The sequence below is a fragment of the Bradyrhizobium sp. AUGA SZCCT0182 genome (genome assembly GCF_018130185.1).
Taxonomy (GTDB): Bacteria; Pseudomonadota; Alphaproteobacteria; order Rhizobiales; family Xanthobacteraceae; genus Bradyrhizobium.
Genome location: NZ_JAFCLY010000001.1, coordinates 315,450 through 339,205, shown reverse-complemented (window position 1 = coordinate 339,205; position 23,756 = coordinate 315,450). Strand labels below are relative to the sequence as shown.

26 protein-coding genes are annotated in these 23,756 nt (G+C 62.0%); 18 read left to right on the top strand and 8 right to left on the bottom strand.

Annotated elements, in window-relative coordinates:
- The first annotated feature begins 11 nt into the window (after nt 1–11).
- The 7 genes from JQ611_RS01595 to JQ611_RS01565 all read left to right on the top strand — a co-directional run bounded on the left by JQ611_RS01595 (nt 12) and on the right by JQ611_RS01565 (nt 7,346).
- Entirely contained in the window at nt 12–506 is a 495-nt protein-coding gene (locus JQ611_RS01595) for a response regulator (protein ID WP_212464328.1), read from the top strand.
- A gap of 106 nt (nt 507–612) precedes the next feature.
- Nucleotides 613–1,029 (top strand): response regulator, encoded by a 417-nt coding sequence (locus JQ611_RS01590; protein ID WP_212265982.1) that lies wholly within the window; start codon nt 613–615, stop codon nt 1,027–1,029.
- Nucleotides 1,030–1,508: 479 nt separating this feature from the next.
- Nucleotides 1,509–4,277, top strand: a complete 2,769-nt coding sequence (locus JQ611_RS01585) for a hybrid sensor histidine kinase/response regulator (RefSeq protein WP_212464327.1) — start codon at nt 1,509–1,511, stop codon at nt 4,275–4,277.
- A 19-nt stretch (nt 4,278–4,296) separates the two neighbouring features.
- Nucleotides 4,297–4,767, top strand: a complete 471-nt coding sequence (locus JQ611_RS01580) for a chemotaxis protein CheW (RefSeq protein WP_212416608.1) — start codon at nt 4,297–4,299, stop codon at nt 4,765–4,767.
- A 75-nt stretch (nt 4,768–4,842) separates the two neighbouring features.
- Complete coding sequence (locus tag JQ611_RS01575) at nt 4,843–5,208, top strand: PleD family two-component system response regulator (RefSeq protein WP_192739881.1); 366 nt, start codon at nt 4,843–4,845, stop codon at nt 5,206–5,208.
- 81 nt (nt 5,209–5,289) lie between these two features.
- Nucleotides 5,290–6,468 (top strand): chemotaxis response regulator protein-glutamate methylesterase, encoded by a 1,179-nt coding sequence (locus tag JQ611_RS01570; protein ID WP_212464326.1) that lies wholly within the window; start codon nt 5,290–5,292, stop codon nt 6,466–6,468.
- Nucleotides 6,465–7,346: a protein-glutamate O-methyltransferase CheR gene (locus JQ611_RS01565; protein ID WP_212265986.1), complete on the top strand. Its 882-nt coding sequence runs from the start codon at nt 6,465–6,467 to the stop codon at nt 7,344–7,346. The genes JQ611_RS01570 and JQ611_RS01565 overlap by 4 nt, the downstream gene beginning before the upstream one ends.
- A 25-nt stretch (nt 7,347–7,371) precedes the next feature.
- Here the strand turns inward: JQ611_RS01565 and JQ611_RS01560 are convergent, their stop codons facing one another.
- The 5 genes from JQ611_RS01560 to ctrA form a co-directional block, all read right to left on the bottom strand.
- Nucleotides 7,372–8,529, bottom strand: a complete 1,158-nt coding sequence (locus JQ611_RS01560) for a glutathionylspermidine synthase family protein (RefSeq protein ID WP_212464325.1) — start codon at nt 8,527–8,529, stop codon at nt 7,372–7,374.
- A gap of 5 nt (nt 8,530–8,534) precedes the next feature.
- Entirely contained in the window at nt 8,535–8,981 is a 447-nt protein-coding gene (locus JQ611_RS01555; RefSeq protein WP_192739885.1) for a hypothetical protein, read from the bottom strand.
- 2 nt (nt 8,982–8,983) lie between these two features.
- Complete coding sequence (locus JQ611_RS01550) at nt 8,984–9,388, bottom strand: DUF350 domain-containing protein (protein WP_192739886.1); 405 nt, start codon at nt 9,386–9,388, stop codon at nt 8,984–8,986.
- A gap of 134 nt (nt 9,389–9,522) precedes the next feature.
- Nucleotides 9,523–10,329: a cytochrome P460 family protein gene (locus JQ611_RS01545; RefSeq protein WP_212464324.1), complete on the bottom strand. Its 807-nt coding sequence runs from the start codon at nt 10,327–10,329 to the stop codon at nt 9,523–9,525.
- Nucleotides 10,330–10,502: 173 nt separating this feature from the next.
- On the bottom strand, nt 10,503–11,204 hold the full coding sequence (gene ctrA, locus JQ611_RS01540) for a response regulator transcription factor CtrA (RefSeq protein ID WP_015688285.1): 702 nt from the start codon (nt 11,202–11,204) through the stop codon (nt 10,503–10,505).
- A gap of 362 nt (nt 11,205–11,566) precedes the next feature.
- Between ctrA and fliI the strand changes: the two genes are divergently transcribed.
- The 4 genes from fliI (at nt 11,567) to JQ611_RS01520 (ending at nt 15,099) form a co-directional block, all read left to right on the top strand.
- Nucleotides 11,567–12,889 (top strand): flagellar protein export ATPase FliI, encoded by a 1,323-nt coding sequence (gene fliI, locus JQ611_RS01535; protein WP_212265990.1) that lies wholly within the window; start codon nt 11,567–11,569, stop codon nt 12,887–12,889.
- Between the two features lie 109 nt (nt 12,890–12,998).
- The gene (gene fliJ / locus JQ611_RS01530) at nt 12,999–13,418 is read left to right on the top strand and encodes a flagellar export protein FliJ (protein ID WP_212265991.1); all 420 of its coding nucleotides are present in this window, start codon (nt 12,999–13,001) and stop codon (nt 13,416–13,418) included.
- A 178-nt stretch (nt 13,419–13,596) separates the two neighbouring features.
- The gene (locus JQ611_RS01525; protein WP_192739890.1) at nt 13,597–14,142 is read left to right on the top strand and encodes a sigma-70 family RNA polymerase sigma factor; all 546 of its coding nucleotides are present in this window, start codon (nt 13,597–13,599) and stop codon (nt 14,140–14,142) included.
- Between the two features lie 57 nt (nt 14,143–14,199).
- Nucleotides 14,200–15,099 carry an anti-sigma factor domain-containing protein gene (locus JQ611_RS01520; protein ID WP_212464323.1) on the top strand — a complete coding sequence of 300 codons (900 nt, stop codon included), beginning with the start codon at nt 14,200–14,202 and terminating at the stop codon, nt 15,097–15,099.
- Between the two features lie 178 nt (nt 15,100–15,277).
- Here JQ611_RS01520 and JQ611_RS01515 read toward each other — a convergent pair whose 3' ends face one another.
- Both JQ611_RS01515 and flhA read right to left on the bottom strand, forming a co-directional pair.
- Entirely contained in the window at nt 15,278–15,484 is a 207-nt protein-coding gene (locus JQ611_RS01515) for a hypothetical protein (protein ID WP_212265993.1), read from the bottom strand.
- A 319-nt stretch (nt 15,485–15,803) separates the two neighbouring features.
- Nucleotides 15,804–17,936, bottom strand: coding sequence for a flagellar biosynthesis protein FlhA (gene flhA / locus JQ611_RS01510; RefSeq protein WP_212265994.1), 2,133 nt, complete (start codon nt 17,934–17,936; stop codon nt 15,804–15,806).
- A gap of 1,126 nt (nt 17,937–19,062) precedes the next feature.
- On the opposite strand from flhA, the gene JQ611_RS01505 reads away from it, so the two are divergent.
- The 4 genes from JQ611_RS01505 (at nt 19,063) to JQ611_RS01490 (ending at nt 20,815) form a co-directional block, all read left to right on the top strand.
- Entirely contained in the window at nt 19,063–19,266 is a 204-nt protein-coding gene (locus tag JQ611_RS01505; protein ID WP_212265995.1) for a hypothetical protein, read from the top strand.
- 654 nt (nt 19,267–19,920) lie between these two features.
- Nucleotides 19,921–20,157: a hypothetical protein gene (locus JQ611_RS01500; RefSeq protein WP_212265996.1), complete on the top strand. Its 237-nt coding sequence runs from the start codon at nt 19,921–19,923 to the stop codon at nt 20,155–20,157.
- Between the two features lie 248 nt (nt 20,158–20,405).
- Complete coding sequence (locus JQ611_RS01495; protein WP_212265997.1) at nt 20,406–20,606, top strand: hypothetical protein; 201 nt, start codon at nt 20,406–20,408, stop codon at nt 20,604–20,606.
- The gene (locus JQ611_RS01490; protein ID WP_212265998.1) at nt 20,606–20,815 is read left to right on the top strand and encodes a hypothetical protein; all 210 of its coding nucleotides are present in this window, start codon (nt 20,606–20,608) and stop codon (nt 20,813–20,815) included. Before JQ611_RS01495 ends, JQ611_RS01490 begins: the two co-directional genes overlap by 1 nt.
- A 449-nt stretch (nt 20,816–21,264) precedes the next feature.
- Here JQ611_RS01490 and JQ611_RS01485 read toward each other — a convergent pair whose 3' ends face one another.
- On the bottom strand, nt 21,265–21,912 hold the full coding sequence (locus JQ611_RS01485; RefSeq protein WP_212464322.1) for an NAD(P)-dependent oxidoreductase: 648 nt from the start codon (nt 21,910–21,912) through the stop codon (nt 21,265–21,267).
- 359 nt (nt 21,913–22,271) lie between these two features.
- On the opposite strand from JQ611_RS01485, the gene JQ611_RS01480 reads away from it, so the two are divergent.
- From JQ611_RS01480 to JQ611_RS42355, 3 genes are all read left to right on the top strand, one after another.
- The gene (locus JQ611_RS01480; protein ID WP_212266000.1) at nt 22,272–22,598 is read left to right on the top strand and encodes a hypothetical protein; all 327 of its coding nucleotides are present in this window, start codon (nt 22,272–22,274) and stop codon (nt 22,596–22,598) included.
- A gap of 316 nt (nt 22,599–22,914) precedes the next feature.
- Complete coding sequence (locus JQ611_RS01475; RefSeq protein WP_212390067.1) at nt 22,915–23,073, top strand: hypothetical protein; 159 nt, start codon at nt 22,915–22,917, stop codon at nt 23,071–23,073.
- A 134-nt stretch (nt 23,074–23,207) separates the two neighbouring features.
- Nucleotides 23,208–23,342 carry a hypothetical protein gene (locus JQ611_RS42355; RefSeq protein ID WP_283813442.1) on the top strand — a complete coding sequence of 45 codons (135 nt, stop codon included), beginning with the start codon at nt 23,208–23,210 and terminating at the stop codon, nt 23,340–23,342.
- Nucleotides 23,343–23,756: the final 414 nt, after the last annotated feature.

Below are 23,756 nucleotides of genomic sequence, written 5' to 3'. Positions count from 1 at the left end.
AGGAGGCCGTCATGCGTCGTATTCTGGTTGTCGATGACGACCTTCATACCCGCCTTGCTATGCGCGCCTGGCTCAAGCACTGCGGTTTCAGGGTCGCGATCGCGGACGGCGGGCCCAACGGCCTCGCGGCGCTCGACGACGCAACGTTCGACCTGATGATCGTCGATATTTTCATGCCGAACATGCGCGGTTTCGAGTCGATCAGGATATTTCACCAGCGCGCCCTTACGGTACCGTTGATCGCAATTTCCGGTTACGCGTTCTCCGGTCCGGAAACGGACAATGTTGCTTGCCTAAAAATGGCTCTCAGCCACGGTGCGACCAGGTGCCTGCACAAACCCTTCCGGCCGGCGACGTTGCTCAGCGTGATCGACGAACGTCTGTCGGAAGCCGAGCCGCACCGAAGACACGCCGCAACCCTTGCCGCGGTCACAACCGCGCCGTCGGAACTGCAAGGCGCAACGACATCGTCAGATACTTCGAAAGAGAGGATCGCTACGGGCTGAGCTGCCAGCAAGACGTAACAACTTTGCGTCGAACCAGAAAAGGGTGGCGGGCACCCATTGCGACTGAGGAGCGATTGAAAGCAGATATCTTGCTTCGGGGGCTGAAATGACACGGGTACTGGTTGTCGATGACGATTCAATGGTCTGCACGGCCATTGAAATCTATCTGGAGCGTCACGGCTTCGAAGTGACGATAGCCAATGGCGGCGAAGCCGGGCTTCGCGCTCTCGAAGACGCCAGCTTCGACCTGATGATCGTCGATATCTTCATGCCGCATATGCGCGGTTTCGAATCGATCCGGATATTCCACGAGCGCGCGCCGGCGATTCCGCTGGTCGCGATGTCGGGATATGCGTTTGCGAATCTTGAATCGCCGGCGCCGGATTTTCTGCGAATGGCGCTCGAACTCGGCGCGGCGCGCTGCCTGCGCAAGCCGTTCACGCCGGCGGCGCTGCTGGCGGTGATTGACGAATGCCTCTCCGAAGCGCGGGCACGCTATGCGGGCGTCGCCGAATCCAGATAGCGCTTTCGGATGCGGCAATTTCAGGTCGCGATCGCGATGATGTCTACGCTGCCATTGCCGGGTCGATTGGACCCCGTCTGGGATGCTGGTTCGCCTCATATCCGAGAACCATCGCAGAACTGATCGAGAGGGCGCAGCTTGGACGCAAAGCCGACATTGCTGACGTGATCGAACCAGCTGCAGCATTGGTAGGAGTCTGTTTACCAGAAATGATAATGCCGCGGCTTTCCCGGTCTAAGCCGGCCAAGCGGCTCCTCGTCCATGAAATCATCAGCCGGATTTCCGTGGCTAACCGCCGGCGGATTTTCAAGGCGCCAGCCAGCGGCGTTTTGCCGGTGCAATCTATCTGTGCAGCATTTTACGACAATTTATTTGGGTTATCCGTATTTACACGGACAGTGAAATTAACGTGGTCGTGAAATCAGAAAGGCTATGCCTAACAGACGACCGTTACATCGATAGTTGAAGGGCGCGCTCTGATGGATGATCTTTTGCGGGAATTCCTGACAGAGACCAACGAGAGCCTGGATACGGTCGACAATCAGTTGGTGCGGTTCGAGCAGGATCCGAGCGACGCGAAGATTCTGGATAACATCTTTCGCCTGGTACACACGATCAAGGGCACCTGCGGCTTCCTCGGCCTGCCGAGGCTGGAAGCGCTGGCCCATGCCGGCGAGACCCTGATGGGCAAATTCCGCGACGGCATGCCGGTCACCGCCGGCGCCGTCACGCTGATTCTGTCCTCGATCGATCGCATCAAGGAAATCCTCGCAGGGCTTGAAGCCACCGAGACTGAGCCGGAAGGCAGCGACGAGGACCTGATCGAGAAGCTGCATCTGTTGGCGGAAGGCGGGGCGCACGATGCGCCGGCGGAAGCCGTTGCCGAACCCGCCCCCGTGATCGCTTCACCCCCGGTTCAGCCCCAGGCTCCCAAAGAGGCTCAAGTGGCTCACGGCACGCTGGTGGATCAGGTGCTGGAACGGCCGCTGCGTCCGGGCGAAGTCTCGCTCGACGATCTCGAACGCGCCTTCCGCGAGACCGCGATCGAAGTCGTACCCGCGCCCGCAGTTGCTGCCAAAGCCGCGGCTCCCGCGGTGCCGGAAGCCGCCCCTGCGCCGCAGGCGGCAAAGGAAGTAAAGGCAAAACCGGTCCGCAAGGCGGCCGCCGCCTCCGATGTCGGCGACGTGCAGGAAGCCGACAAGGTCGCCAACCAGTCGATCCGCGTCAACGTGGACACGCTGGAACACCTGATGACCATGGTCTCCGAGCTGGTGCTGACCCGCAACCAGCTTTTGGAGATCTCCCGCCGCAACGAGGACACCGAGTTCAAGGTGCCGCTGCAGCGCCTCTCCAACGTCACCGCCGAACTGCAGGAAGGCGTCATGAAGACGCGGATGCAGCCGATCGGCAATGCCTGGCAGAAGCTGCCAAGGATCGTCCGCGATCTCTCCGGCGAACTCGGCAAGCAGATTGAACTCGAGATGCACGGCGCCGACACCGAACTCGACCGCCAGGTGCTCGACCTGATCAAGGACCCGCTCACCCATATGGTGCGCAACTCCGCCGATCATGGCCTGGAGACCCCGGCCGAGCGGGCCGCCTCCGGCAAGCCCGAGCAGGGCACCATTCGTCTGTCCGCCTATCACGAGGGCGGCCACATCATCATCTGCATCGCCGACAATGGCCGCGGGCTGAACACCGAGCGGATCAAGGCCAAGGCACTGCAGAACGGGCTCGTCTCCGAGGCTGAACTGGAGAAGATGACCGAAGCCCAGATCCACAAGTTCATCTTCGCGCCGGGCTTCTCCACCGCCGCCACCGTCACCTCGGTCTCCGGCCGCGGCGTCGGCATGGACGTGGTGCGCACCAATATCGACCAGATCGGCGGCACCATCGACATCAAGTCGGTGGCCGGCGAGGGCTCAAGCGTCACCATCAAGATCCCGCTGACGCTCGCCATCGTCTCGGCCCTGATCGTGGAAGCCGGCGGCGACCGCTTTGCGATACCCCAATTGTCTGTTGTCGAACTGGTCCGCGCCCGCGCCAACTCCGAACACCGCATCGAGCGCATCAAGGACACCGCGGTGCTGCGGCTGCGCAACAAGCTGCTGCCGCTGATGCACCTGAAGAAGCTCCTCAAGATCGACGACGGCTCCTCCTCCGACCCCGAGAACGGCTTCATCGTCGTCACGCAAGTCGGCAGCCAGACCTTCGGCATCGTGGTCGACGGCGTGTTCCACACCGAAGAGATCGTGGTCAAGCCGATGTCCACAAAGCTGCGTCACATCGACATGTTCTCCGGCAACACCATCCTGGGCGATGGCGCCGTGATCATGATCATCGACCCCAACGGCTTTGCCAAGGCGCTCGGCGCCGCCGGCTCCTCCGCCCAGGGGATGGCGGACGAGAACGCGGCGGCCCATGCCAACACCGGCGAACAGCTGACCTCGCTGCTGGTGTTCCGCGCCGGCTCGACCCAGCCCAAGGCGGTGCCGCTCGGCCTCGTCACCCGGCTGGAAGAGATCGCCACCGACAAGATCGAACTCTCCAACGGCCGCTACATGGTGCAGTACCGCGAGCAGCTGATGCCGCTGGTGCAGATGACCGGGGTCAACGTCCAGACCTCGGGCGCCCAACCGATCCTGGTGTTCGCCGACGACGGCCGCTCGATGGGGCTGGTGGTCGACGAGATCATCGACATCGTCGAGGAACGGCTGCACATCGAGGTCGCCGGTTCCAGTGAAGGCATTCTGGGTTCGGCCGTGATCAAGGGCCAGGCCACCGAAGTGATCGACGTCGGCCATTTCCTCCCGATGGCGTTTGCCGACTGGTTCTCCCGCAAGGAGATGCGACCCTCGGTATCCGCGCAGTCGGTGCTCTTGGTCGACGACTCAGCCTTCTTCCGCAACATGCTGGCGCCGGTGCTCAAAGCCGCCGGCTACCGGGTGCGGGTCGCCCCCAATGCGCAGGAAGGCCTCACCGCGCTGCGTTCGGGCCAGACCTTCGACGTGGTGCTGACCGACATCGAGATGCCCGACATGAACGGGTTCGAGTTTGCCGAGACGATCCGGGCTGACCAGCACTTAAGCGCAATGCCGATCATCGCGCTGTCCTCGATGGTCTCTCCGGCGGCGATCGAGCGCGGCCGGCAGGCCGGCTTCCACGATTACGTCGCCAAGTTCGACCGTCCCGGCCTGATCGCGGCGCTGAAGGAACAGACCGCCGGCGAAACCAGGCGCGCGGCGTAGGAATCAAGGATCGCACACGATGACAACCAAGACCGATACCATTGAGGGCACCGTGGTCGAATACGTCACCGCCGTGATCGGCGGGCAATTGTTCGGCCTGCCGATCTCCCGCGTCCAGGACGTGTTCATGCCGGAGCGGCTGACCCGCGTTCCCCTGTCCTCGGCCGAGATCGCCGGCGTGCTCAATCTGCGCGGCCGCATCGTCACGGTCGTCGACATGCGCGCCCGGCTCGGGCTGCCCAAAAACGACGACGGCAAGCCGCCGATGGCGGTTGGCGTCGACCTGCGCGGCGAGTCCTACGGCCTCTTGATCGACCAGATCGGCGAGGTGCTCCGGCTGCCCGACGACAGCCGTGAGGAAAACCCCGTCAATCTCGATCCCCGCATGGCCAAGCTCGCCGGCGGCGTCCACCGCCTCGATGGCCAGCTCATGGTCGTCCTCGATGTCGATCGCGTCCTCGAAATCGTACCGGATCTGTTGGCGGCATAAGAAGCAGAAGCAAGGCGAAAGCGTACATAACATTTGGAAACGTCCCCTTTTGGGGAATGGAAGTAGAGGCCGAAAATGAGAACATGTCTCGTCGTCGATGACTCCAGTGTCATTCGAAAGGTCGCACGTCGTATCCTGGAAGGTCTTGATTTCCAGATCATCGAAGCCGAGGACGGCGCGAAAGCGCTGGACGCCTGCAAGCGCGCCATGCCCGAGGCGGTCCTGCTCGACTGGAACATGCCCGTGATGGACGGCTATGAATTCCTCGGCAATCTGCGCCGCATGCCCGGCGGCGATGCGCCCAAGGTGGTGTTCTGCACCACCGAAAACGACGTCGCGCACATCGCACGTGCACTGCACGCCGGCGCCAACGAATACATCATGAAGCCGTTCGACAAGGACATCGTCACCGCGAAGTTCCAGGAAGTCGGCCTGATCTGATCGGTCCAGACGATCCGGCGGCCAGGCGGCCTTCGGCGTTGTTTTCGTAAGCGTGCCGTTCGAGTCGTTCCTGGTGAAGTAATGAGTATTGCGTTGACAAGTGCCGCGGCCCCGACTTCGACACGGCAGGACAAGCTGCGTGTTATGGTGGTCGACGACAGCGTCGTCATCCGCGGGATGATCTCGCGCTGGATCGGAGCCGAGCCGGACATGGAGGTCGTCGCCTCCCTGCGCACCGGCCTCGACGCCGTCAACCAGCTCGAACGCATCAATCCCGACGTCGCCGTGCTCGATATCGAAATGCCGGAGCTCGACGGCATTTCCGCGCTGCCGAAACTGCTGGCGAAGAAGCGTGATCTCATCATCATCATGGCCTCGACGCTGACCCGCCGCAATGCGGAGATCAGCTTCAAGGCGCTCTCGCTTGGCGCCTCCGACTACATTCCAAAGCCCGAAAGCACGCGCGAGGCTTCCGCAGCCGAAACTTTTCGCCACGATCTGATCCAGAAGATCCGTCACCTCGGCGCCAAGATCCGCCGCAACGTGCTCGCGCCCGCGCATGTGACGCCGCCTCTGGCGCCGGTCCACGAGCGGCCGCGTGAAGCTTCGGTCCGAGCGCCGACGGTGGCACCGGCAGCGCAATCGCAATTGGCACGCCGCCCGTTCAGCATGCTGGCGCCGCGCGTGCTCCTGATCGGTTCGTCGACCGGTGGTCCGCAGGCGCTGATGTCGCTGGTCACCGAAATCGGGCCTGTGATCGACCGTTTCCCGGTTCTGATCACGCAGCACATGCCGCCGACCTTCACCACGATTCTCGCCGAGCATCTGGCGCGTTCGAGCCGTCGGCCGGCGCATGAGGCGGTCGATGGCGAAATCGTCAAGGCCGGCCGGATCTATCTCGCGCCGGGCGGCCGTCATATGAAGGTCGTGCGCCATGGCGCGGAGGCGGCGATCGCGCTCGACGACGGACCGCCGGTGAATTTCTGCAAGCCTGCGGTCGATCCGCTGTTCACCTCGGCGATCGACGTCTGGCAGGGCGGCATCATGTCCGTGATCCTGACCGGCATGGGCTCCGACGGCATGCGCGGCGGCAAGGATATTGTCGCGGCCGGCGGCAGCGTGATTGCCCAGGACGAGGCGACGAGTGTGGTGTGGGGCATGCCGGGTGCGGCCGCGAATGCCGGCATTTGCGCCGCGATATTGCCGCTTAATCAGATCGCGCCGAAACTGGTTCGGTTGTTTTCGGGAGATCGTGCGTGACGCCTCAAGACTATGAGTATCTGCGTAAGCTTCTGAAAGAGCGTTCCGGGCTGGACCTGTCCCCCGACAAGCAATATCTCGTCGAGAGCCGTCTGGTGCCGCTGGCGCGCAAGGCGAGCCTTGCCGGTATCCCCGAACTCGTTCAGAAGATAAAAGCCGGTGCCGACGCGCTGACTGCCGAGGTGGTCGAGGCGATGACCACCAACGAGACCTTCTTCTTTCGCGACAAGCTTCCGTTCGATCATCTGAAAGAGGCGGTTCTCCCGGCGCTGGCGCAGGCGCGCGCGGCGCGTCGTTCCCTGCGCATCTGGTGCGCGGCTTCCTCGACCGGGCAGGAGCCGTACTCGATTGCGATGTGCCTGAAGGAGGCCGGCGCCATGCTGGCGGGCTGGCGCACCGAGATCGTCGCGACCGACCTTTCGCTGGCCGTGCTGGAAAAATCCAAGGCCGGCATCTTCAGCCAGTTCGAGGTGCAGCGCGGCCTGCCGATCCAGATGCTGGTGAAATATTTCACGCAGAATGGCGAGCTGTGGCAGCTCAACGCCGACATCCGCAGCATGGTGCAGCACCGTCAGTTGAACCTGCTGCAGGATTTTTCTCACCTCGGCACGTTCGACGTGATCTTCTGCCGCAACGTCCTGATCTACTTCGACCAGGACACCAAAGCCAAAATCTTCGAACGCATCTCGCGGATGCTGGAGCCCGATGGCGTGCTGGCGCTGGGGGCTGCCGAATCCGTGGTCGGAATCACCAATGCCTTCAAGCCCTATCCGGATCGCCGTGGGCTCTATCGTCCAAATGCCGCACCAACCGTTGTGCGCCCCGGGGTAGCGACCCTGGTGCCGCAGGCGCCAAGGTCGGTGGCGTCGGCACGCTGATCTATCGGTCTATCGATCGCTTCTGCTACAGAATCGCGTGCGGTACGAACCGCGACGTGTTGCCGGTGATCGGATTTTCGTCCTCGCGGATCGATAGTCCGCACGGTGTGTGATCGATCAGCCAGCTTCCGAGCACCGGGTATTGGTCGGAAAAGCTCGGCAGGGACGCGAAACCCTGCAGGATGAATCCTTCTGCCCCATATGGGCCTTGCTGTTCCATCAGCGTCGAGCCGGCGCTGACGAGCGTAACATTTGCGCCTTCGCGCGAATAAAGGGGCTTGCGCACGAAGGAAGAGCCGAGCATCGCCGCCTTCGGATCGTCCTCGAAATAGGCCGGCAGCAAATTGGGATGTTTTGGGAACATCTCCCAGAGCAGCGGAAGAATGCCCTTGTTGGACAGGATCGCTTTCCACGGCGGCTCGATCCAGCGCGTCGGCGTGCTCGACAGATTTGCGCCGAACGTGTCTTGAAACATCCATTCCCAGGGGTAGAGCTTGAAGGCAAGCTCAATGCTGCGATCGTCGAGATCGACGAACCGGCCATCGCCCCCCAGTCCGACGTCCTTAATGTCCATCAGCGTGGTCTTCAATCCGGCCTGACTCGCGGTGTCCTGCAGATAGGCCAGCGTGCCGGCGTCCTCGGCATTGTCGGTCATCCCGGTCAGATGCAGGTGCTTTGCGCTGCCGTGTTTTTTCCAGGCGTCGATCAGCCGTTCATGGATCGAGTTGAACTGGTCGGCGCGCTTCGGGATGATGCTGCGCTCGATCGCCTGTTCGAGCCAGGTCCACTGAAAAACCGCCGCTTCGAAAATCGAGGTCGGCGTATCCGCGTTGTACTCCAGCAGTTTCGCCGGACTCCAGCCGTCGTAGCTGAGGTCCAGCCGGCCATAGAGGCTGGCGTCGCGCCGGCGCCAGCTCTCCGACAGCAGCGGCCAGAAGGCTTCCGGTATTTTCAACCGGCGCAGATATTTTTCGTCGTTGATCGCGCGGCCGACCACCTCGAGGCACATCGCCTCGATCTCCCCGGTCGGCGCCTCGATCCGCCGTTCGATCTCGTTCAGCGTGAATGCGTAATAGGCCCGTTCGTCCCAATAGCGCTCGCCGCCGATCGTGTGAAAAGTGAATCCGGCGCTTTCGGCGGTGGCACGCCAGTCGTCGCGTTCGGGGCAGGGGATGCGTTCCATGACATTCAGCCGCCAGAGAAGCCGACGGCGTGCCCGAACGAACCGAAGCCGCCGCGCTGCGCGCTGTGCGAGCCGGAATCGGAGGTGCTGGAGCCCGAATAGTTCGAGGAGGAATTGCTCGAACCCGAAGAACTCGACGAGGAGCCGCCGGAGTAATAGCTGCTGCGTGAGGAGCTTCCGCCACCACCCGAACTGCTGGATGAAGATCCGCGCTGCTGGCATTCGGCGGCACTGCTTTGCAGCAGCGACGGCTGCGCTGTGTTCGGCGACGGTTCGCATTTTCTGCTGGGCATCAACGTGTAGGCGGCACTGCCAACCGCGAGCGTGCCCATCAGAAACAACGCGACGTGGCCGGAACGCTTTGCCGGTGGGCCCGACGACTGCGGCACAGGCGGCACCGATGGTTTGCGCGTCCCGAATTCGCTTGTGCGTTTGGGGGGCTTGTTCGCCATGGTCAGTAGATCATGCTGGCAGCGTTGAGTGCGCCCGCTGCCAGCGAGGCTAGACCAAGCCAGATGGCGGCGGCAAGTTCGCCGCCCGCGATGCGCTGCGACAGGTTCGGCACCGGTATCTTGACGAGGTAAAAGACGATGATCTGCACGATCAGGGCGACGACAGCCCAGATCAGGCAATCCCAGACATTGGCGGAATGGGCGATGGCGCTGACCAAAGGCAGCGCGAAGCCCAGCAGGCTGAGCCCCAATGCGATTGCCGCTGCCGGATTATTGTCGCGGATCAGCAGGAACTCGTCATGCGGCGTGACACGGGTATAGACGAAGAGGTAGGCGGCCACGGCGACCAGCGCCGTGCAGAAATAGACCAGAAACGCCGGTAGCCCGGCGAGGGATTGCAAGATCATTGATAACGCCCCGACTCGATCGGTCCCCACGTTCGCACGATCCATTGGTCGGCGCATCGGAGAGGTCGGTTCAATCCCAAGCAAAAACCCCGCCGTTTCAGGCGGGGTTAGCAAATCTGCCTTGACGCAGCCGGCTATTCCTTGACCTCGATCTTGCCCTTCATCGCCGGGTGCAGGCCGCAGATGTAATCGTAGATTCCGGCATCGGCGAGGGTCAGCTGGGTGGTCTGGCCCTTCAGCGCGATGGACGAGCGCTGCGCTTTGGCGCCGGTGATTGTGACCTGGTGCGGCGAGGAATCGGAATTGTGCCAGGTGATGGTCTGGCCCTTGTTGACGACGACGGTCTCCGGTCCGAATTTGAAGTCGGAGATCGAGACCACCCCGGGGCCCGGCGCGGGTTTTGCCATGGCGCCTTCTGGGGTGCCCTTCAGGCCCGCCAGTGAGATAACAAAATCCTGCCCGGCATGTGGCTTGTGGCAGGCGAAGCAAGCCGTCAAATTGGCCTTGTCGTTGACCTTCCTGTCCGGCCCAAACGCCTGATACTCCCATTCGCCGTTCCGAATGTCGTCCTTGTACTCGGTGCCCCAGCCGTCGCGCTTTTCCATCACCGTGTAGGCGATGAGGTCGCTCTTCTGGAAACGGCCGCTGGCATCCTTGAGAGGCTCGCCGGCCGCATCGAGCTGCGCCTTGTATTGTACCAGCGTCAGCACCGTGCCGCTCGGGATAGGCTGCCCCTTGCGCACGGCATCGACCGCCGCCGGCGTCGCATAGAGCTCGCGATACTGCTTGTTGTCGTAACGGCTGACGATGGCGTAGAGCGTGTCCTTGTCGAAATTCTCCGGGAAGGCGACCTTGTCGCCGCCGGCGAGCGCCGAATAGCCGATGAGCGCGCCCGATGCCGATCCGAGCGCAACCGCGGCAAGCAGCCTGACGTTTTTCATGACTTCCCCCTCGTTTGCGGACAATTCCGTCAGATACGAGACACCGCGAAGCGGGTTTCAATCCGGGGTAAGCGAATTTGTCGCGTGGCCGTTGCCCAAAAACAAAAACCCCGCCATTCGCGGCGGGGTCCAGTCGGGGAGGAGTGAGCCTTGCGGCTCGCCGTAAACCCTGGTCAGGCGGGAATGCGTTCTTCCTGCTCGTGCGGCTCGCGCAGCACGTAGCCGCGGCCCCACACGGTCTCGATGAAGTTGCGGCCTTCGGAAGCGTTGGCGAGCTTCTTGCGCAGCTTGCAGATGAAGACGTCGATGATCTTGAGCTCGGGCTCGTCCATGCCGCCATAGAGGTGGTTGAGGAACATTTCCTTGGTGAGCGTGGTGCCCTTGCGGAGCGAGAGCAGCTCCAGCATCTGGTATTCCTTGCCCGTCAGATGGACGCGCTGGCCACCGACCTCGACCGTCTTGGTGTCGAGATTGACGACGAGGTCGCCGGTCTGGATCACCGACTGGGCATGACCCTTGGAACGGCGCACGATCGCGTGGATGCGGGCGACCAGTTCGTCCTTGTGGAAGGGCTTGGTCATGTAGTCGTCGGCGCCAACGCCGAGACCCTTGACCTTGTCCTCGATGCCGGCGAGGCCGGAGAGGATCAGAATGGGGGTCTTGATCTTCGACACCCGAAGCTGCTTGAGCACGTCGTAACCGGACATGTCGGGCAAATTGAGGTCGAGAAGGATAATGTCGTAATCGTAAAGCTTACCGAGATCGACGCCTTCTTCTCCGAGATCCGTCGTATAGACGTTGAAACTCTCGGATTTAAGCATCAGCTCGATCGACTGCGCGACGGCGCTGTCATCTTCTATCAGCAAAACGCGCATGCCAGTCCCCTATAGTCGCCGCTCCGGGCGTCAGGTCGGCCGCACTTGCGGCACTCAAAACGCCTTTGAACAACTGATTCGGATCCTGACGACATATGGTTAACAAATACTGATTCGTGTTCGCAAGCTCTAACCGTGCAATTTTTATCGAATCGCCGTAAGATATTGCGTCGAAGCAGCTTTTCCTTACCGTTCTCGTTCAAGTTCCACATTAAGAGACGGGCCTAACCGACTCCCGCGACTCATCCTTCTGATGGGCGAGCGCTCTCAGTCACCAAAGACAGTGACGCAATGATTAACGATGCGGGTAAACACGAGGTTAAGCGCCCCTTTCAAACACGCGGAAACTTAAGGTTTTCGCAATGAAGGCGCTCGCGGAACAGATCGGCGACGTCGACGGCGTCAATATATATGGCCGTGTGATCGGCGTGCGCGGGCTGATGGTCGAGATCGCGGGGCCGATCCATGCGATGTCGGTCGGCGCCCGGATCGTGATCGAGACCGGCGGCAGTTTCATTCCGGCCGAGGTGATCGGCTTCTCCGGGAACAATGCGGTGGTGATGCCGTTCGCCGGCCTCGAAGGGGTCAGGCGCGGCTGCCGTGCTGTGATCGCCAATGCTGCGGGGCAGGTGCGGCCCTCGCCATCCTGGCTCGGCCGCGTGCTGAACGCGATGGGGGAACCGATCGACGGCAAGGGACCGCTGACGCAGGGGCCATCGCCGATGCCGTATCGGAATTCGCCGCCGCCGGCGCATTCGCGCCAGCGGGTCGGCGCCCCGCTCGATCTTGGCGTGCGCGCCTTGAATACGTTCCTGACCTGCTGCCGCGGCCAACGGCTCGGCATCTTCGCCGGATCCGGCGTCGGCAAATCGGTGCTGCTGTCGATGCTGGCGCGCAATGTCGATGCGGATATTACCGTCATCGGCTTGATCGGCGAACGCGGCCGCGAGGTGCAGGAATTCCTGCAGGACGACCTTGGCGATGAAGGCCTGGCGCGCTCGGTCGTGGTGGTGGCGACCTCCGACGAGCCGGCCTTGATGCGCCGGCAGGCGGCCTATCTGACGCTCGCGATCTCCGAATATTTTCGCGATGAAGGCAAGGACGTGCTGTGCCTGATGGATTCCGTGACGCGCTTTGCGATGGCGCAGCGCGAGATCGGGCTGTCAGCGGGCGAACCGCCGACCGCCAAGGGGTATACGCCGACGGTGTTCACCGAACTGCCGAAGCTTCTGGAGCGGGCAGGTCCGGGCACCAGCACCGGCACCATCACCGGCATTTTCACCGTGCTGGTCGATGGTGACGATCATAACGAACCGATCGCGGATGCGGTGCGCGGCATTCTCGACGGCCACGTCGTGATGCAGCGATCGATTGCCGAGCGCGGGCGTTTTCCCGCGATCAACGTCCTCAAATCGGTCTCCCGCACCATGCCGAAATCGGCCGATCCGGCCTATCTGCCCGTGATCATGCGGGGCCGTCAGGTGATGGCGACCTACGCCGATATGGAGGAACTGATCCGGCTCGGCGCGTACCGGGCGGGGTCGAGCCCGGAGGTCGACGAGGCGATCCGGCTGCACGAGCCGCTGGAAGGGTTCCTGCGGCAGGGCAAGGGCGAAAAAGCAAGCCTCGCCGACGGCTACCAGCAATTGGCGCAGATCCTGACTGGTTTGGAAACGGAACGCTAACTTTGTCAGGCCATCATCCCCGGCACATGAATAGTCTTGCTGGCGGGGCCCCCGGGGGAAGCCGGCTTTGTCCCGCGTTAAGATTGGGACTTCTGGGGAGTATGAGTCGATGAAGTCACGTGAAACGCTGATCCGCCTGAAGAAGTTTCAGGTCGATGAGAAGCGCCGAAGGGTTACCCAGATCGAAGGCATGATCGCTGATTTCCAGCGCATGTCGGTCGACCTCGAGCGCGAAATCCAGACCGAGCAGGACCGGGCAGGGATCCAGGATCCCTCCCACTTCGCCTATCCGACCTATGCCAAGGCCGCGATCCAGCGGCGCGAGAACCTGACCCGTTCGGCCGACGAACTGCGCATCCAGCTCGAGGATGCCAAGAGCCTCCTCGGCGAAGCCTTCGAGGAGCTCAAGAAGGTCGAACTGCTGGACGAGCGTGACCAGGCGCGCGAACGCGCCGAGGAGAACGCCCGCGAGCAGGCCGACATGGACTCCATCGGGTTGATGCGCGCCCGCCTCGGCGCCATCGCCTGACGCCTTAACCTTCTCTCATCCGATCATCGACAACCCGGGCCGCAAGGTCCGGGTTTTTCTTTGATGATGTCCACAGACAGGCGTCTTGGTGGCTGGTTTGCTGCAAGGTATGCTAGGAGGGTTCTCGATGCCTCCCGGCGTAAAGCGCGATGGGGGATCGCGATTTGGGGGACGCCGAATGCTGACGCCAGCCGAGCTGGTTTGGCTGATTGCCGCTGTTGCGAAGGGGGATGAAGCCGCTTTCGAGCGGCTTTACGCCGCCACGCGCGCGAAACTCTTCGGTGTCGTCCTCCGTATCTTGCGCCGACAGGATCTCGCCGAGGAGGTCATTCAGGAGGCTTACGTCAAGATCTGGAACAGCGCCGGACAATTCAATCCGGCGCTTGCTTCGCCGATCACGTGGATGGCGGCGATCGCGCGCAACCGGGCGATCGACGTCGTGCGCAAGAAGACCGAGGCCTCGATCGAGGAGGAGCCGACCGCGATGGAAGTGGCCGCCGATTCACCCGATCCGCTGGCGCGGCGCGAGATGACGGAAGAGTTGAAGCGGCTGCTGGAATGCGTCGGCCGTCTGGAGCCGGACCGGCAGAAGCTGGTGCTGCTGGCCTATTACAATGGCTGGAGCCGCGAGCAGCTGGCCGCCAAGTTCGAGACGCCGGTGAATACGGTGAAGACGTGGCTGCGCCGCAGCATGATGGATATCCGGGAATGTCTCGGGCTTTGAGTTTTTGGATTTGAGTTCTTTGGAAGCTGTCTTGAAGGGTGTCCTGGACGTTAGATGATGGCCTATAGCGAAGACCATATCGCGCTCGCCGCGGAATATGCGCTCGGCACCCTCGATGCCGACGAACGCGCGCAGGTCGAAACCATGATGGCCGTCGACACGGAATTCACCGCCGTGGTCCAGGCGTGGGAGTACAGGCTCGGCGTCCTCAACCAGATGGTCGGCTCGGTCGAGCCGCGGCCGATCGTCTGGGAGAATATTCAACGCGCGATCGGACATGCCGGACCGCAGGTGCCGCTGGCGCTGCCGGACGCAGCCGCTGCTCCGCCGCCGGAAGCCGCCGCCCCTCCGCCGCCGGCGGATACCCTGATGGCCGAACTGACCGAGGCCGCGGACAATTCGAACGTCGTCCAGTTGTCCGGCCGGGTGAAGCGCTGGCGCAATCTGGCGTCGTTCGCAACGGCTGCCGCCGCGGCGCTGATCGCGATGCTCGGCCTGCAGATCTATTCGCCGGATCTGTTGCCGAATGCCCTTCGTCCCAAGATCCGCACGCAGGTGGTCGAGGTCAAGACGCCGCCGCTGCCGGCGCCGCCGTCGGCGCAATACGTTGCGATCCTGCAGCGGAACGGCGGCTCGCCGGCGTTCATCCTCACGGTCGATGCCGCCACCAGGAATTTCACCGTCCGCAAGGTCAATGCCGATGCCGAAGCCGGCAAGAGCTTCGAGCTCTGGCTGGTCTCCGACAAGCTGCCGCAGCCGCGCTCGCTCGGCGTGATCGGCGGCAGCGAGTTCACCGCGCGTAACGTGCTCGCGTCCTACGACGCCGGCACGATCAACGCCGCGACCTACGCGGTGACGGTCGAGCAGGCCGGCGGATCGCGTGACGGCAAGCCGAACTTGCCGCCGGTCTTCGCCGGCAAGCTGATCGAGACGGTGCCGGCCGGGCCGGCGCGCTGATTTTTTTTGGACCCCCATCATTTGGGACCCCCATAAAGAGAAAACGCCCGTGGGGAGCGGGCGTTTTCGTAGTCGACTTGGGGTAGTGTCAACTTAGGGGTAGTTGGGGTCTTCTAGTACTTCACGTGGCGACTTTGGGGGGCTGTAAAGAGCCGCGTGAATTCGTGAATTCCTTATCTTAGCGTACGACCGAATTGCCCGAGCTCGTGACCACGACCGGCTTGCCGGCCTTCATCACGCGGTTGCTCGCGGTCTGCTGGAAACCTTCGTCCGAAGTGGTGCGCGCCGTGATGCCGAAGGCGGCGACCAGGATGCCCACGACCAAAGCTACGACCACAATCTTGAGATGGGTCGTGCGGTCTGCGCTGTAAATCGAGTGGTTCATGGAAGTCTCCTGCCCGCCTTCCCCTGTGTCGAATTAGACGGCCTCATCGACAAACAGGTTCAACGTCTCGGCACAGGAAACGTAGGAATTCGCTGTTTCGTTCCACAGATGCGATCACAACGCAGTGAAAAGACTTGAACGGCCGCGATTGGAGATCGCGCGGCAGTGTCTCGAAATCAATAATTTATGAATTATTTCAATATGTTAAATGCATATTTCGTGGGTGGTCGCAAAACACCCACGGCGGGGCCGGTTTTTACAAACCGTTTGCCTGTGGCGAAAATGCCTCGCGGCGCCCTTGTCGATTTTCGCGGCGGAACTAAACGCTGCCGACCGTTTTCAGCCGGGCGCGTGGGTGGATTTCGGCCTGCGACAGCACGGTGGTCTGGGCGCGGAACCGTTCCACCAGCGAGCGCACGAACGGGCGGATCGCCGCCGACGTCACCAGCACCGGCGCCTCGCCTTCCTGGGCGGCGCGCTCGAAGCTGACGCGCACCGCGGTCATGAACTCCGACAGCTTTGACGGCTGCATCGCCAGGCTGCGGTCTTCGCCGCTGCCGACGATCGATTCGGCGAACGCCTGCTCCCACCGCGCCGACAGCGCGATCAGCGGCAGATAGCCGTTGTAGGAGGTGTTCTGGGCGCAGATCTGGCGCGCCAGCCGGGCGCGGACGTGCTCGACCATGGTGGCGGGGTTGCGCGAGAACGCCAGCGCGTCGGCAATGCCTTCCAGGATGGTGGAGAGGTCGCGGATCGAGATCCGTTCGGACAACAGCAATTGCAGCACGCGCTGGATGCCCGACATGGTGACCTGGCTCGGCACGATGTCCTTGACCAGTTCGCCCTGTTCCTTCGGCAGGTCCTTGATCAGCTTCTGCACCTCGCCATAGGACAGCAGGTCCGACATGTTGCTCTTCAACAGCTCGGTCAGATGCGTCGACAGCACGGTCGCAGCGTCGACGACGGTATAGCCCTTCAGCGACGCCTCTTCCTTCAGGCTGGCGTCGACCCAGGTCGCGGGCAGCCCAAAAGTCGGCTCGATGGTGTGGATGCCGGGCACGCCGACCTGGTTGCCGGCGGGGTCCATGACCATGAACTGGTTCGGCCAGATCTTGCCGCTGCCGGCGTCGACTTCCTTGATCTTGATCATGTAGGTGTTGGCCTCGAGCTGGACGTTGTCGAGGATGCGCACCGCCGGCATCACAAAGCCCATTTCGACCGCGAGCGAACGGCGCAGCGCCTTGATCTGTTCGGTGAGGCGGTCGGTGCCGTCGGGGCCGTTGACCAGCGGCAGCAGCGCATAGCCGAGCTCGATCTTGAGATCGTCGATCTTGAGCGAATTGGCGATCGGCTCTTCCGCCGCCGCGCTGGCGGCCGCAGCTGCAATATCGGGCGCGGCGAGCTCGGCGGCTTCGGCCGCCCTGGTATTGCGGTTGCGGTTGCGCGCCTTCCAGGCCAGGACAGCGGCGCCGCCGCCGAGCGCCACGAACGGCAGCATCGGAATGCCCGGCAGCAAGGCCAGCACCAGCATCACGCCGGCCGACATGCCGAGCGCCTGCGGATAGCCCGAGAGTTGCTTCATCAGCGCCTTGTCGGCGGCGCCGGTGATGCCGGCCTTGGACACGAGCAGGCCCGCCGCGGTCGAGACGATCAGCGCCGGCACCTGGGTGACCAGGCCGTCGCCGACGGTCAGGATCGTGTAGGTGCGGGCGGCATCGCCAAAGCTCATGCCCTGCTGGGCAACGCCGATGATGATGCCGCCGATGACGTTGATGAAGACGATCAGGAGGCCCGCGATGGCGTCGCCGCGCACGAATTTCGAGGCGCCGTCCATGGCGCCGAAGAAGCCGCTTTCGTCTTCCAGTTCCTTGCGGCGCCGCTTGGCGGTGGCTTCGTCGATCAGGCCGGCGGACAGGTCGGCGTCGATCGCCATCTGCTTGCCGGGCATCGAGTCGAGCTGGAAGCGGGCGGCGACTTCGGCGATGCGGCCCGAACCCTTGGTGATGACGATGAAGTTCACGATGACCAGGATCGCGAACACGATAATTCCGATCACGAAATTACCGCCCATCACGAAATTGCCGAACGCCTCGATGACGTGGCCGGCGGCCGCCGTGCCCTCATGGCCGTGGCTCAGGATCAGCCGGGTCGAGGCCATGTTCAGCGACAGCCGCAGCATGGTCGAGATCAACAGGACGGTCGGAAACGACGAGAATTCCAGCGGCGCCTGGATGAACAGGGCCGTCATCAGGATCAGGATCGACACCGTGATCGAGATCGCCAGGAACAGGTCGAGCACGATCGCGGGCAGGGGGAGGATCAGCACCACCAGGATGGTGAGGACGCCGAAGGCCAGCGCGAGATCGCCGCGCCGGAGGATGGTGCCGATTTCACTGAAGCTGGGGAATCCGCCGCTTGCCCCTGTGCCCTGACCTGCCGTGACGTCGACCATGCTTGCAGCTCCTCGCGAATGGCGGCCGCGGCCGCCAGACGTCTTCGCGGCGGCCGAAGGGCCGCCGCTCCGTAAGTGAGGCACCGCACTGGCGTCCACGGGGTTCCTCCCGTTCTACGCGGCTGACGACACTCGACTTCACTGGGCAAATTTTGCCCGGTGTATGGTTAGCAAAGGGTTAATTTCGGGTGCTTGGGCCGTCGTTTGGCCGCCGGATTTGCCCCTCAAGGACGTCGTCCCGGCGAAGGCCGGGACCCATACGCCGCGGCGCTTGTGTTGAGAGACGCTGTTCGACGACTTTCTTCCAATCATTGACTTCGGTGGCTATGGGTCCCCCGATGCGCAAATGCGCATCTGAGATCGCGTTTCGCTTGTCCGGGACGACGGAGACAGACACACCTCCGCGATCCCGCGACGCAAAGCGCCCGGGTGGTTCAATCCGTTCCTCCCAAAAACAAGGGAGCAGGGAATGCCGGGTGCGCGCTGCACCCGCGGTCTCGTGTGCAATTGTGCAACAAGAGTGCGCACACGAGCATACAGGGCAGCGGAGAGCATCCGACATTCCCTGCGCAATGGCTTTACGGCTTATATCGCGCTCTCCCCGGTGAGACGGTCTCTATTGCCACCGTCGCCCCTCGGAAGCGTTGGCTCCCGAAAGACTTGACGCCGTTACGGGCGTCAGGACCACACGACTTCACCGTACGCCTTTGTCGCGCGCGTCAAGCGCAACATCGACGTCCACCGCATCCCACCCCGCGTCCGGACGATCGCGATACGCCCCTCGTAGAGGGATGAGACGGGATCAATAAATCGGTGAGTCGGGGTGGTCGTCAAGGAAAATTTCTGTAAATCAGAAAATGATTCCTGGGACACCTGGTGTGCCGTCGACCGCGACTTTGAACTGCCACCTTGACCGAGCACCCCGGCCGGGCGCTGGTTCCAAAACAATCCTTTGAACCTTTGCCCGTCCCTGCAGACAGATAGCTACCGGGGGATTGCACTTTCCGGGGCTAGCACAGCGCCACTCAGCATCATTCGGCTTTGGGGCGCTGTTGCGTGAGTGGCCTATTTTGAATCTGCGAGTGGCCTATTTCGGCCACTAGCCGTTCCTCTAAAGGAAAGGCCTATGACCGAAGGGCGACGTTTCAAACAAATCGACCCGCTCGACAAAGGCCTGTTGAAGGAGGCCGAGCGTCGCTGGAGAGAGGCTCGAATGGCTCTGCCCGGGGTGGTGGAGCGCGACAGGCTTGCTCGCGAAGCGCAACTTGCAGAACCGGCCTCTAGCAAGAGGGTTGCGGCACCCCGCCAGAAGGCTCTGACCAAAGCGTAGGGCCGCCATTTTTGTCTTTGGTTCGGACGGCGGATTACGCTGTCGCTAATCCACCCTATGCGCTGCTAACGATTTCGCGATGTGAGCAATATTGATCACTATGTCGGACAGCGGACATGCCAGATTGTCCCGATCACCGCCCGGCCATCGGCTTCTATCGGTGATGAGAACGCCAGTTGCGCTCCCGCCTCCCTCAAGGAATGGAGCAGCGCCCATGCAGCGACGCCGTTTCAAACAGTCCGCACCAGTCCATCAACGTCTATCTCACGAAGCAGAACGCCTCCGTAAAGTAGCCCAAGGCACGCCGCCGGGGATCAAGCGCGACAATCTCATTCGTCAGGTTCGCCAGTTGGAGACCGCCTTGCAGGTCCAAGAGTGGCTAGGCTCGCCGGGCCTGCAAGCGCGCCGCTGATGCCAGAGTATCGCGCTTACATCGTAGGCGAGGACGGGCATTTCATCGGATACGAGCCGATGGTTTGCGCCGATGACAGCGGGGCCACGGAAAAGGCCAAACACCTTTGACGAGATCTGATGGCCGGCCGACACGCTGAAAAAGTCGAAGATTGACCGACCAGGACGACCTCGCGAAAGGCGTTGCTCTTCTATCGAGGAGGGCAGTGACTAGATAGGGAGGGGGCAACCCAAGGAGTTGCCATGAAAAAGCCTCTGACGATACCGGACGAGCCGCAACCCCGTAACATCACACGCGCTGACCTTGTGATGACCGCGGGCTTTGGCCTGGAAGTCGATGGCCGGATGAAGACGGTATTTCCAACACTGGAAGCGGCGCAGAAAAGGGCGAGGGATCTCAAAGCCGAGTTTCCGATGCTCCAGGTCAAGGTATACGACGCTGCGGAAAAGAAGATGCTGGAATTGACGCCGACCAAGTGATGCTATGAGACCATAAAAAGTATTCCGCCATTTTGTCGTTGGTTCGGACGGCGGATTACGCTGTCGCTAATCCACCCTACGCGCTGATTTGAGCTGTTAACATTTCGCGATGTGAGCTGTATTGACCAGATGTCGGCTGCGGGACATGGCAGATTGCACTGGTCACCGCACCGCTCCTGTTGGCCCCTATCGGTGATGAGAACGCGCGGTTTGCGCTCCCGCCTTCCTTTATGGAACGGAGCAGCCCTATGCAGCAGAGGCAGCACGACACACCACCTGAAATCCTGGAGCAACGTCTTGCCGAAGAAGCACACTGCTTGCGCGAGCAAGCCAAATTGCTTCCACCCGGCGCGGTTCGGGAAGCCACAATCCGCAAGGCACGACAAGCCGAGACCGGATCGCACTTGAGCGACTGGCTGCGATCTCCCGGCCTGAAGGTTCCGAACTAATGCACGCATTCAGCGATAACTACACCTTGGGCAAGTTCAACCCTCCCTCATACGCGAACTGGCTCGCCGAACTTCGCGCCCTGTTTCCTGTCCAGGATGAATTCCTTCTAGCGGATGCGATTTTCAGTTTCCCAAACGCATTCAAGGAAGGAAAGACGCCGCAACAGGCTTACGAGTTGTTCGATAGTTTCGTCAGCGCGGAGGCTTGAATTTGAACGACAACAGCCGTAGGCCCGCTGCGGTTGGCGGCCTCTTTGGTTAGAGACCCCTGCCGTCGTCTTTCCGGCTCGTAGTCGAATGGAAGCAACGACCGAACGGCGGATGACGCTGTCGCTAATCCGCCCTTCTGGCTAATTCGGTTTGGAACCTCTGACTTGTCAGAGCGTCTGATTGAAGCTTCCAGCCAGAAAGGTGCCCCCCGACTGCTGGAGGAAAACCCGTACCATTCGGGTTGGCGGCCCCCTCGTTGGGGCCGTTTTAAAAATCCGGAAACCGGTACCATTGCTCGCGGTTATCGCAACGTCTTGGCGTGGCGACCTTGGCCGCAATAATCGGCTTGATGCATCTCACCGACCGGATCGACGTTCGCGAACTCCCGTAGTTCTCCTACCGTGAACGATGTTCCACTCAACGGGCACACGACCGTTCGCCGCCAAACCTAGTTGCGCACCGTTATGGCCTTCTTGTAGGTCGCGCGGTCATCGAGGATCTTGACCATGTACTCGGCCACATCAGCGCGGGTGGCTGTTGAGGTGATGTTCCAGCGCAGATCGGTGCCGGCCTTCAGGTTTCCGCGCGCAGGCTTGAATGTCAGCGTTGCCGGCCGAACGATCGTCCAATCGCAGTCACTCTCCCGAACAGCGGCTTCCTGCTTTTCCTTGTCTGCCATCACCTCCTTGAGTGCGAGCTTGACCAGGAAGCCTGCGCCGAAACTCCCGGTGCGGTAGCTCTCACCGACACTCACCGAACTCTCAACGATGAGCCGGCCCCGGCCTCGAGGCATGGCGGCCAGAATGTTCCTGGTTCCCACCGAGCAAACCGGGACACCGGGCTGGCGTCGACCCCGATCGTCTTTCGCCTGAGGTATCGCCCCCAACGTGCAGATGATTGCATCCGTACCCTGGACCGCAGATGCCACCGAGGCCGGATCCATTGCATCGCCCTTGACGATTCTGAGACTCGGATGCGTCAAGGGCATGCGCTTTGGGTCACGGACAAAGGCAGTGACGACGTGACCCGCGGACAAGGCGGACTCAACGACGAGCCGTCCTGTCGACCCCGTTGCACCAAAGACAACGACGTTCATCAAACCCTCCCGTCGCGCGGCTTCGAAGCGCGATCGCGGTGCGGAGTGGTTTGGTCCGTGAAACCGGAAGCATCTTCGCGAAGATACTCAGGCAGCAACAGCTCGGGGGCCTGCCGGGCACAGTTCAGGCGTTGTTGTTGCGACGACATGATGGAAAGGACTCCTTGGGTTGGCGGCCGCGGCGTCGACAGAATTTACCGCGCTGATCCTCAAGACGAGGCAGCCTGGTCGTTTGTGACAGCCGCCTGGCTCATGTTTGTCCCTGCTGACCGCCGCCGCCTTCACACGGCATCGACGACGCTACGTGGCGGTGCGTTTGCGGTCGATTGGGCCCGAGGGAGAGGGCGAGCCATACCAAGGTGTCGGTCCGCAAGGCGGATCGAGCCGAGCTGTCCACGGTCGCTCAAAGAGCGAAGGCGGAAGGCGTCATCCGCCATTTTGTATTCGGTTCCAGCATGTCCGCGGGAGCCGATTTCGTCACCGAACAGGTCGGCCGGGACGAAACCGTTTTCCCGGGCCGCGAAGTCGTCCTGAAACAGAGCGCCGGTAGGGTGCCCCCGCTCAAAGAAGGGGAAGCTCAAACAAGGGGAACGGTCATGTTAGTCGCCATCCTCAATTCGATTTACCGCCATTTCCTCACGGCTGCCATCGTTGGCATGGCAATGACCCAGGGGAGGCGGCGATGATCGAGCTCGTAGCAGCCCTGTTGGCCTTCCTCAGCATAGGCGTTTTCGTGGCGCACGCGTTGGACGCCTATCGCACCGGCTAGGGCCGGCGGATCAAGCTGAAGGCGTAATCCTCCATTTTGTATTCGCTTCGAACGGCGGATTACGCAGCCGCTAATCCGCCCTGCGCGCTGGCGAAGCGTAGCGGCCCGCTCACTCAGAGCGGCTGGTCCGAGATCGCGAAGCTGCGTGACTGCGGTCACAGTCTGCGGGATAGCGCCACGGCATACTCGCTCCAGATCAACGGCGACATATCGCCAAAACACGGAGCGGGACCATGCACAGCCAGATCTCGATCTTGAGCGATGCCGAACTCGACTTCGTGAGCGGCGGTGACAAAAACGCCAAGGGGCAAACGGTGCCCCACAAGGAACCCAAGCCGCCCGTTGTCAATACACCCGTCGTGCCCGCTCTTTTGATCAAGTTCCATTTCTGACGGACTCCGCTCCGTGCGGGTCACGTCGCGCTTCCTGATTCCGTGATCAGGACCGCCTCCAAAAGTGACTGAACTTGCTTCCCCAGCCCTCCGACCTATCCAGAGGCGTCCGAACTCCCCTCTGCGAGGGTTAGATGGCCGAAGTCGTCGTAGAAGCAATCTGCCACCTTCTCGCGGCGCTGTTCGAACTCGGCCGCTATCTGCCACCGCTCAAACCAAAACCGGGCAAGCCGAGCGTCCCGCAAGTCCCTGCAAAAAGACTGTCCTGATTCAGATTGGCTGATGTCCTCGGCCAGTACCCGACGCCTGGTCCTGGTCTACCTCGGAATTGCCCGGGAGCCGGATTGACCGGCGGTCGCCGATGCGACAGTTTAGTGACATTGATCGAAACGTATTTTTCCCGATTGCGATACTGACATGGATAACAGCGCCGAATATTGGCGGCGGGCGCTAGCGGCCCACGACCAAGCGCGACGGGCCACGAATGAGACGGACAGGGCTGCTTGGCGACGGATCGCCGAGAGCTTTACGACTCTCTTCCGGCAGGTTCAAAGTGAAGAAGCAGAAGAGGCAATGGCCGCTGTAGACTCCGTTGACGCAGCGACAAGCGACGATGTCCTGAAGAACTAGCGCCGGGGCCATGTTGCTTCGAGCCCGGACGGCGGATCACGTTGTCGCTAACA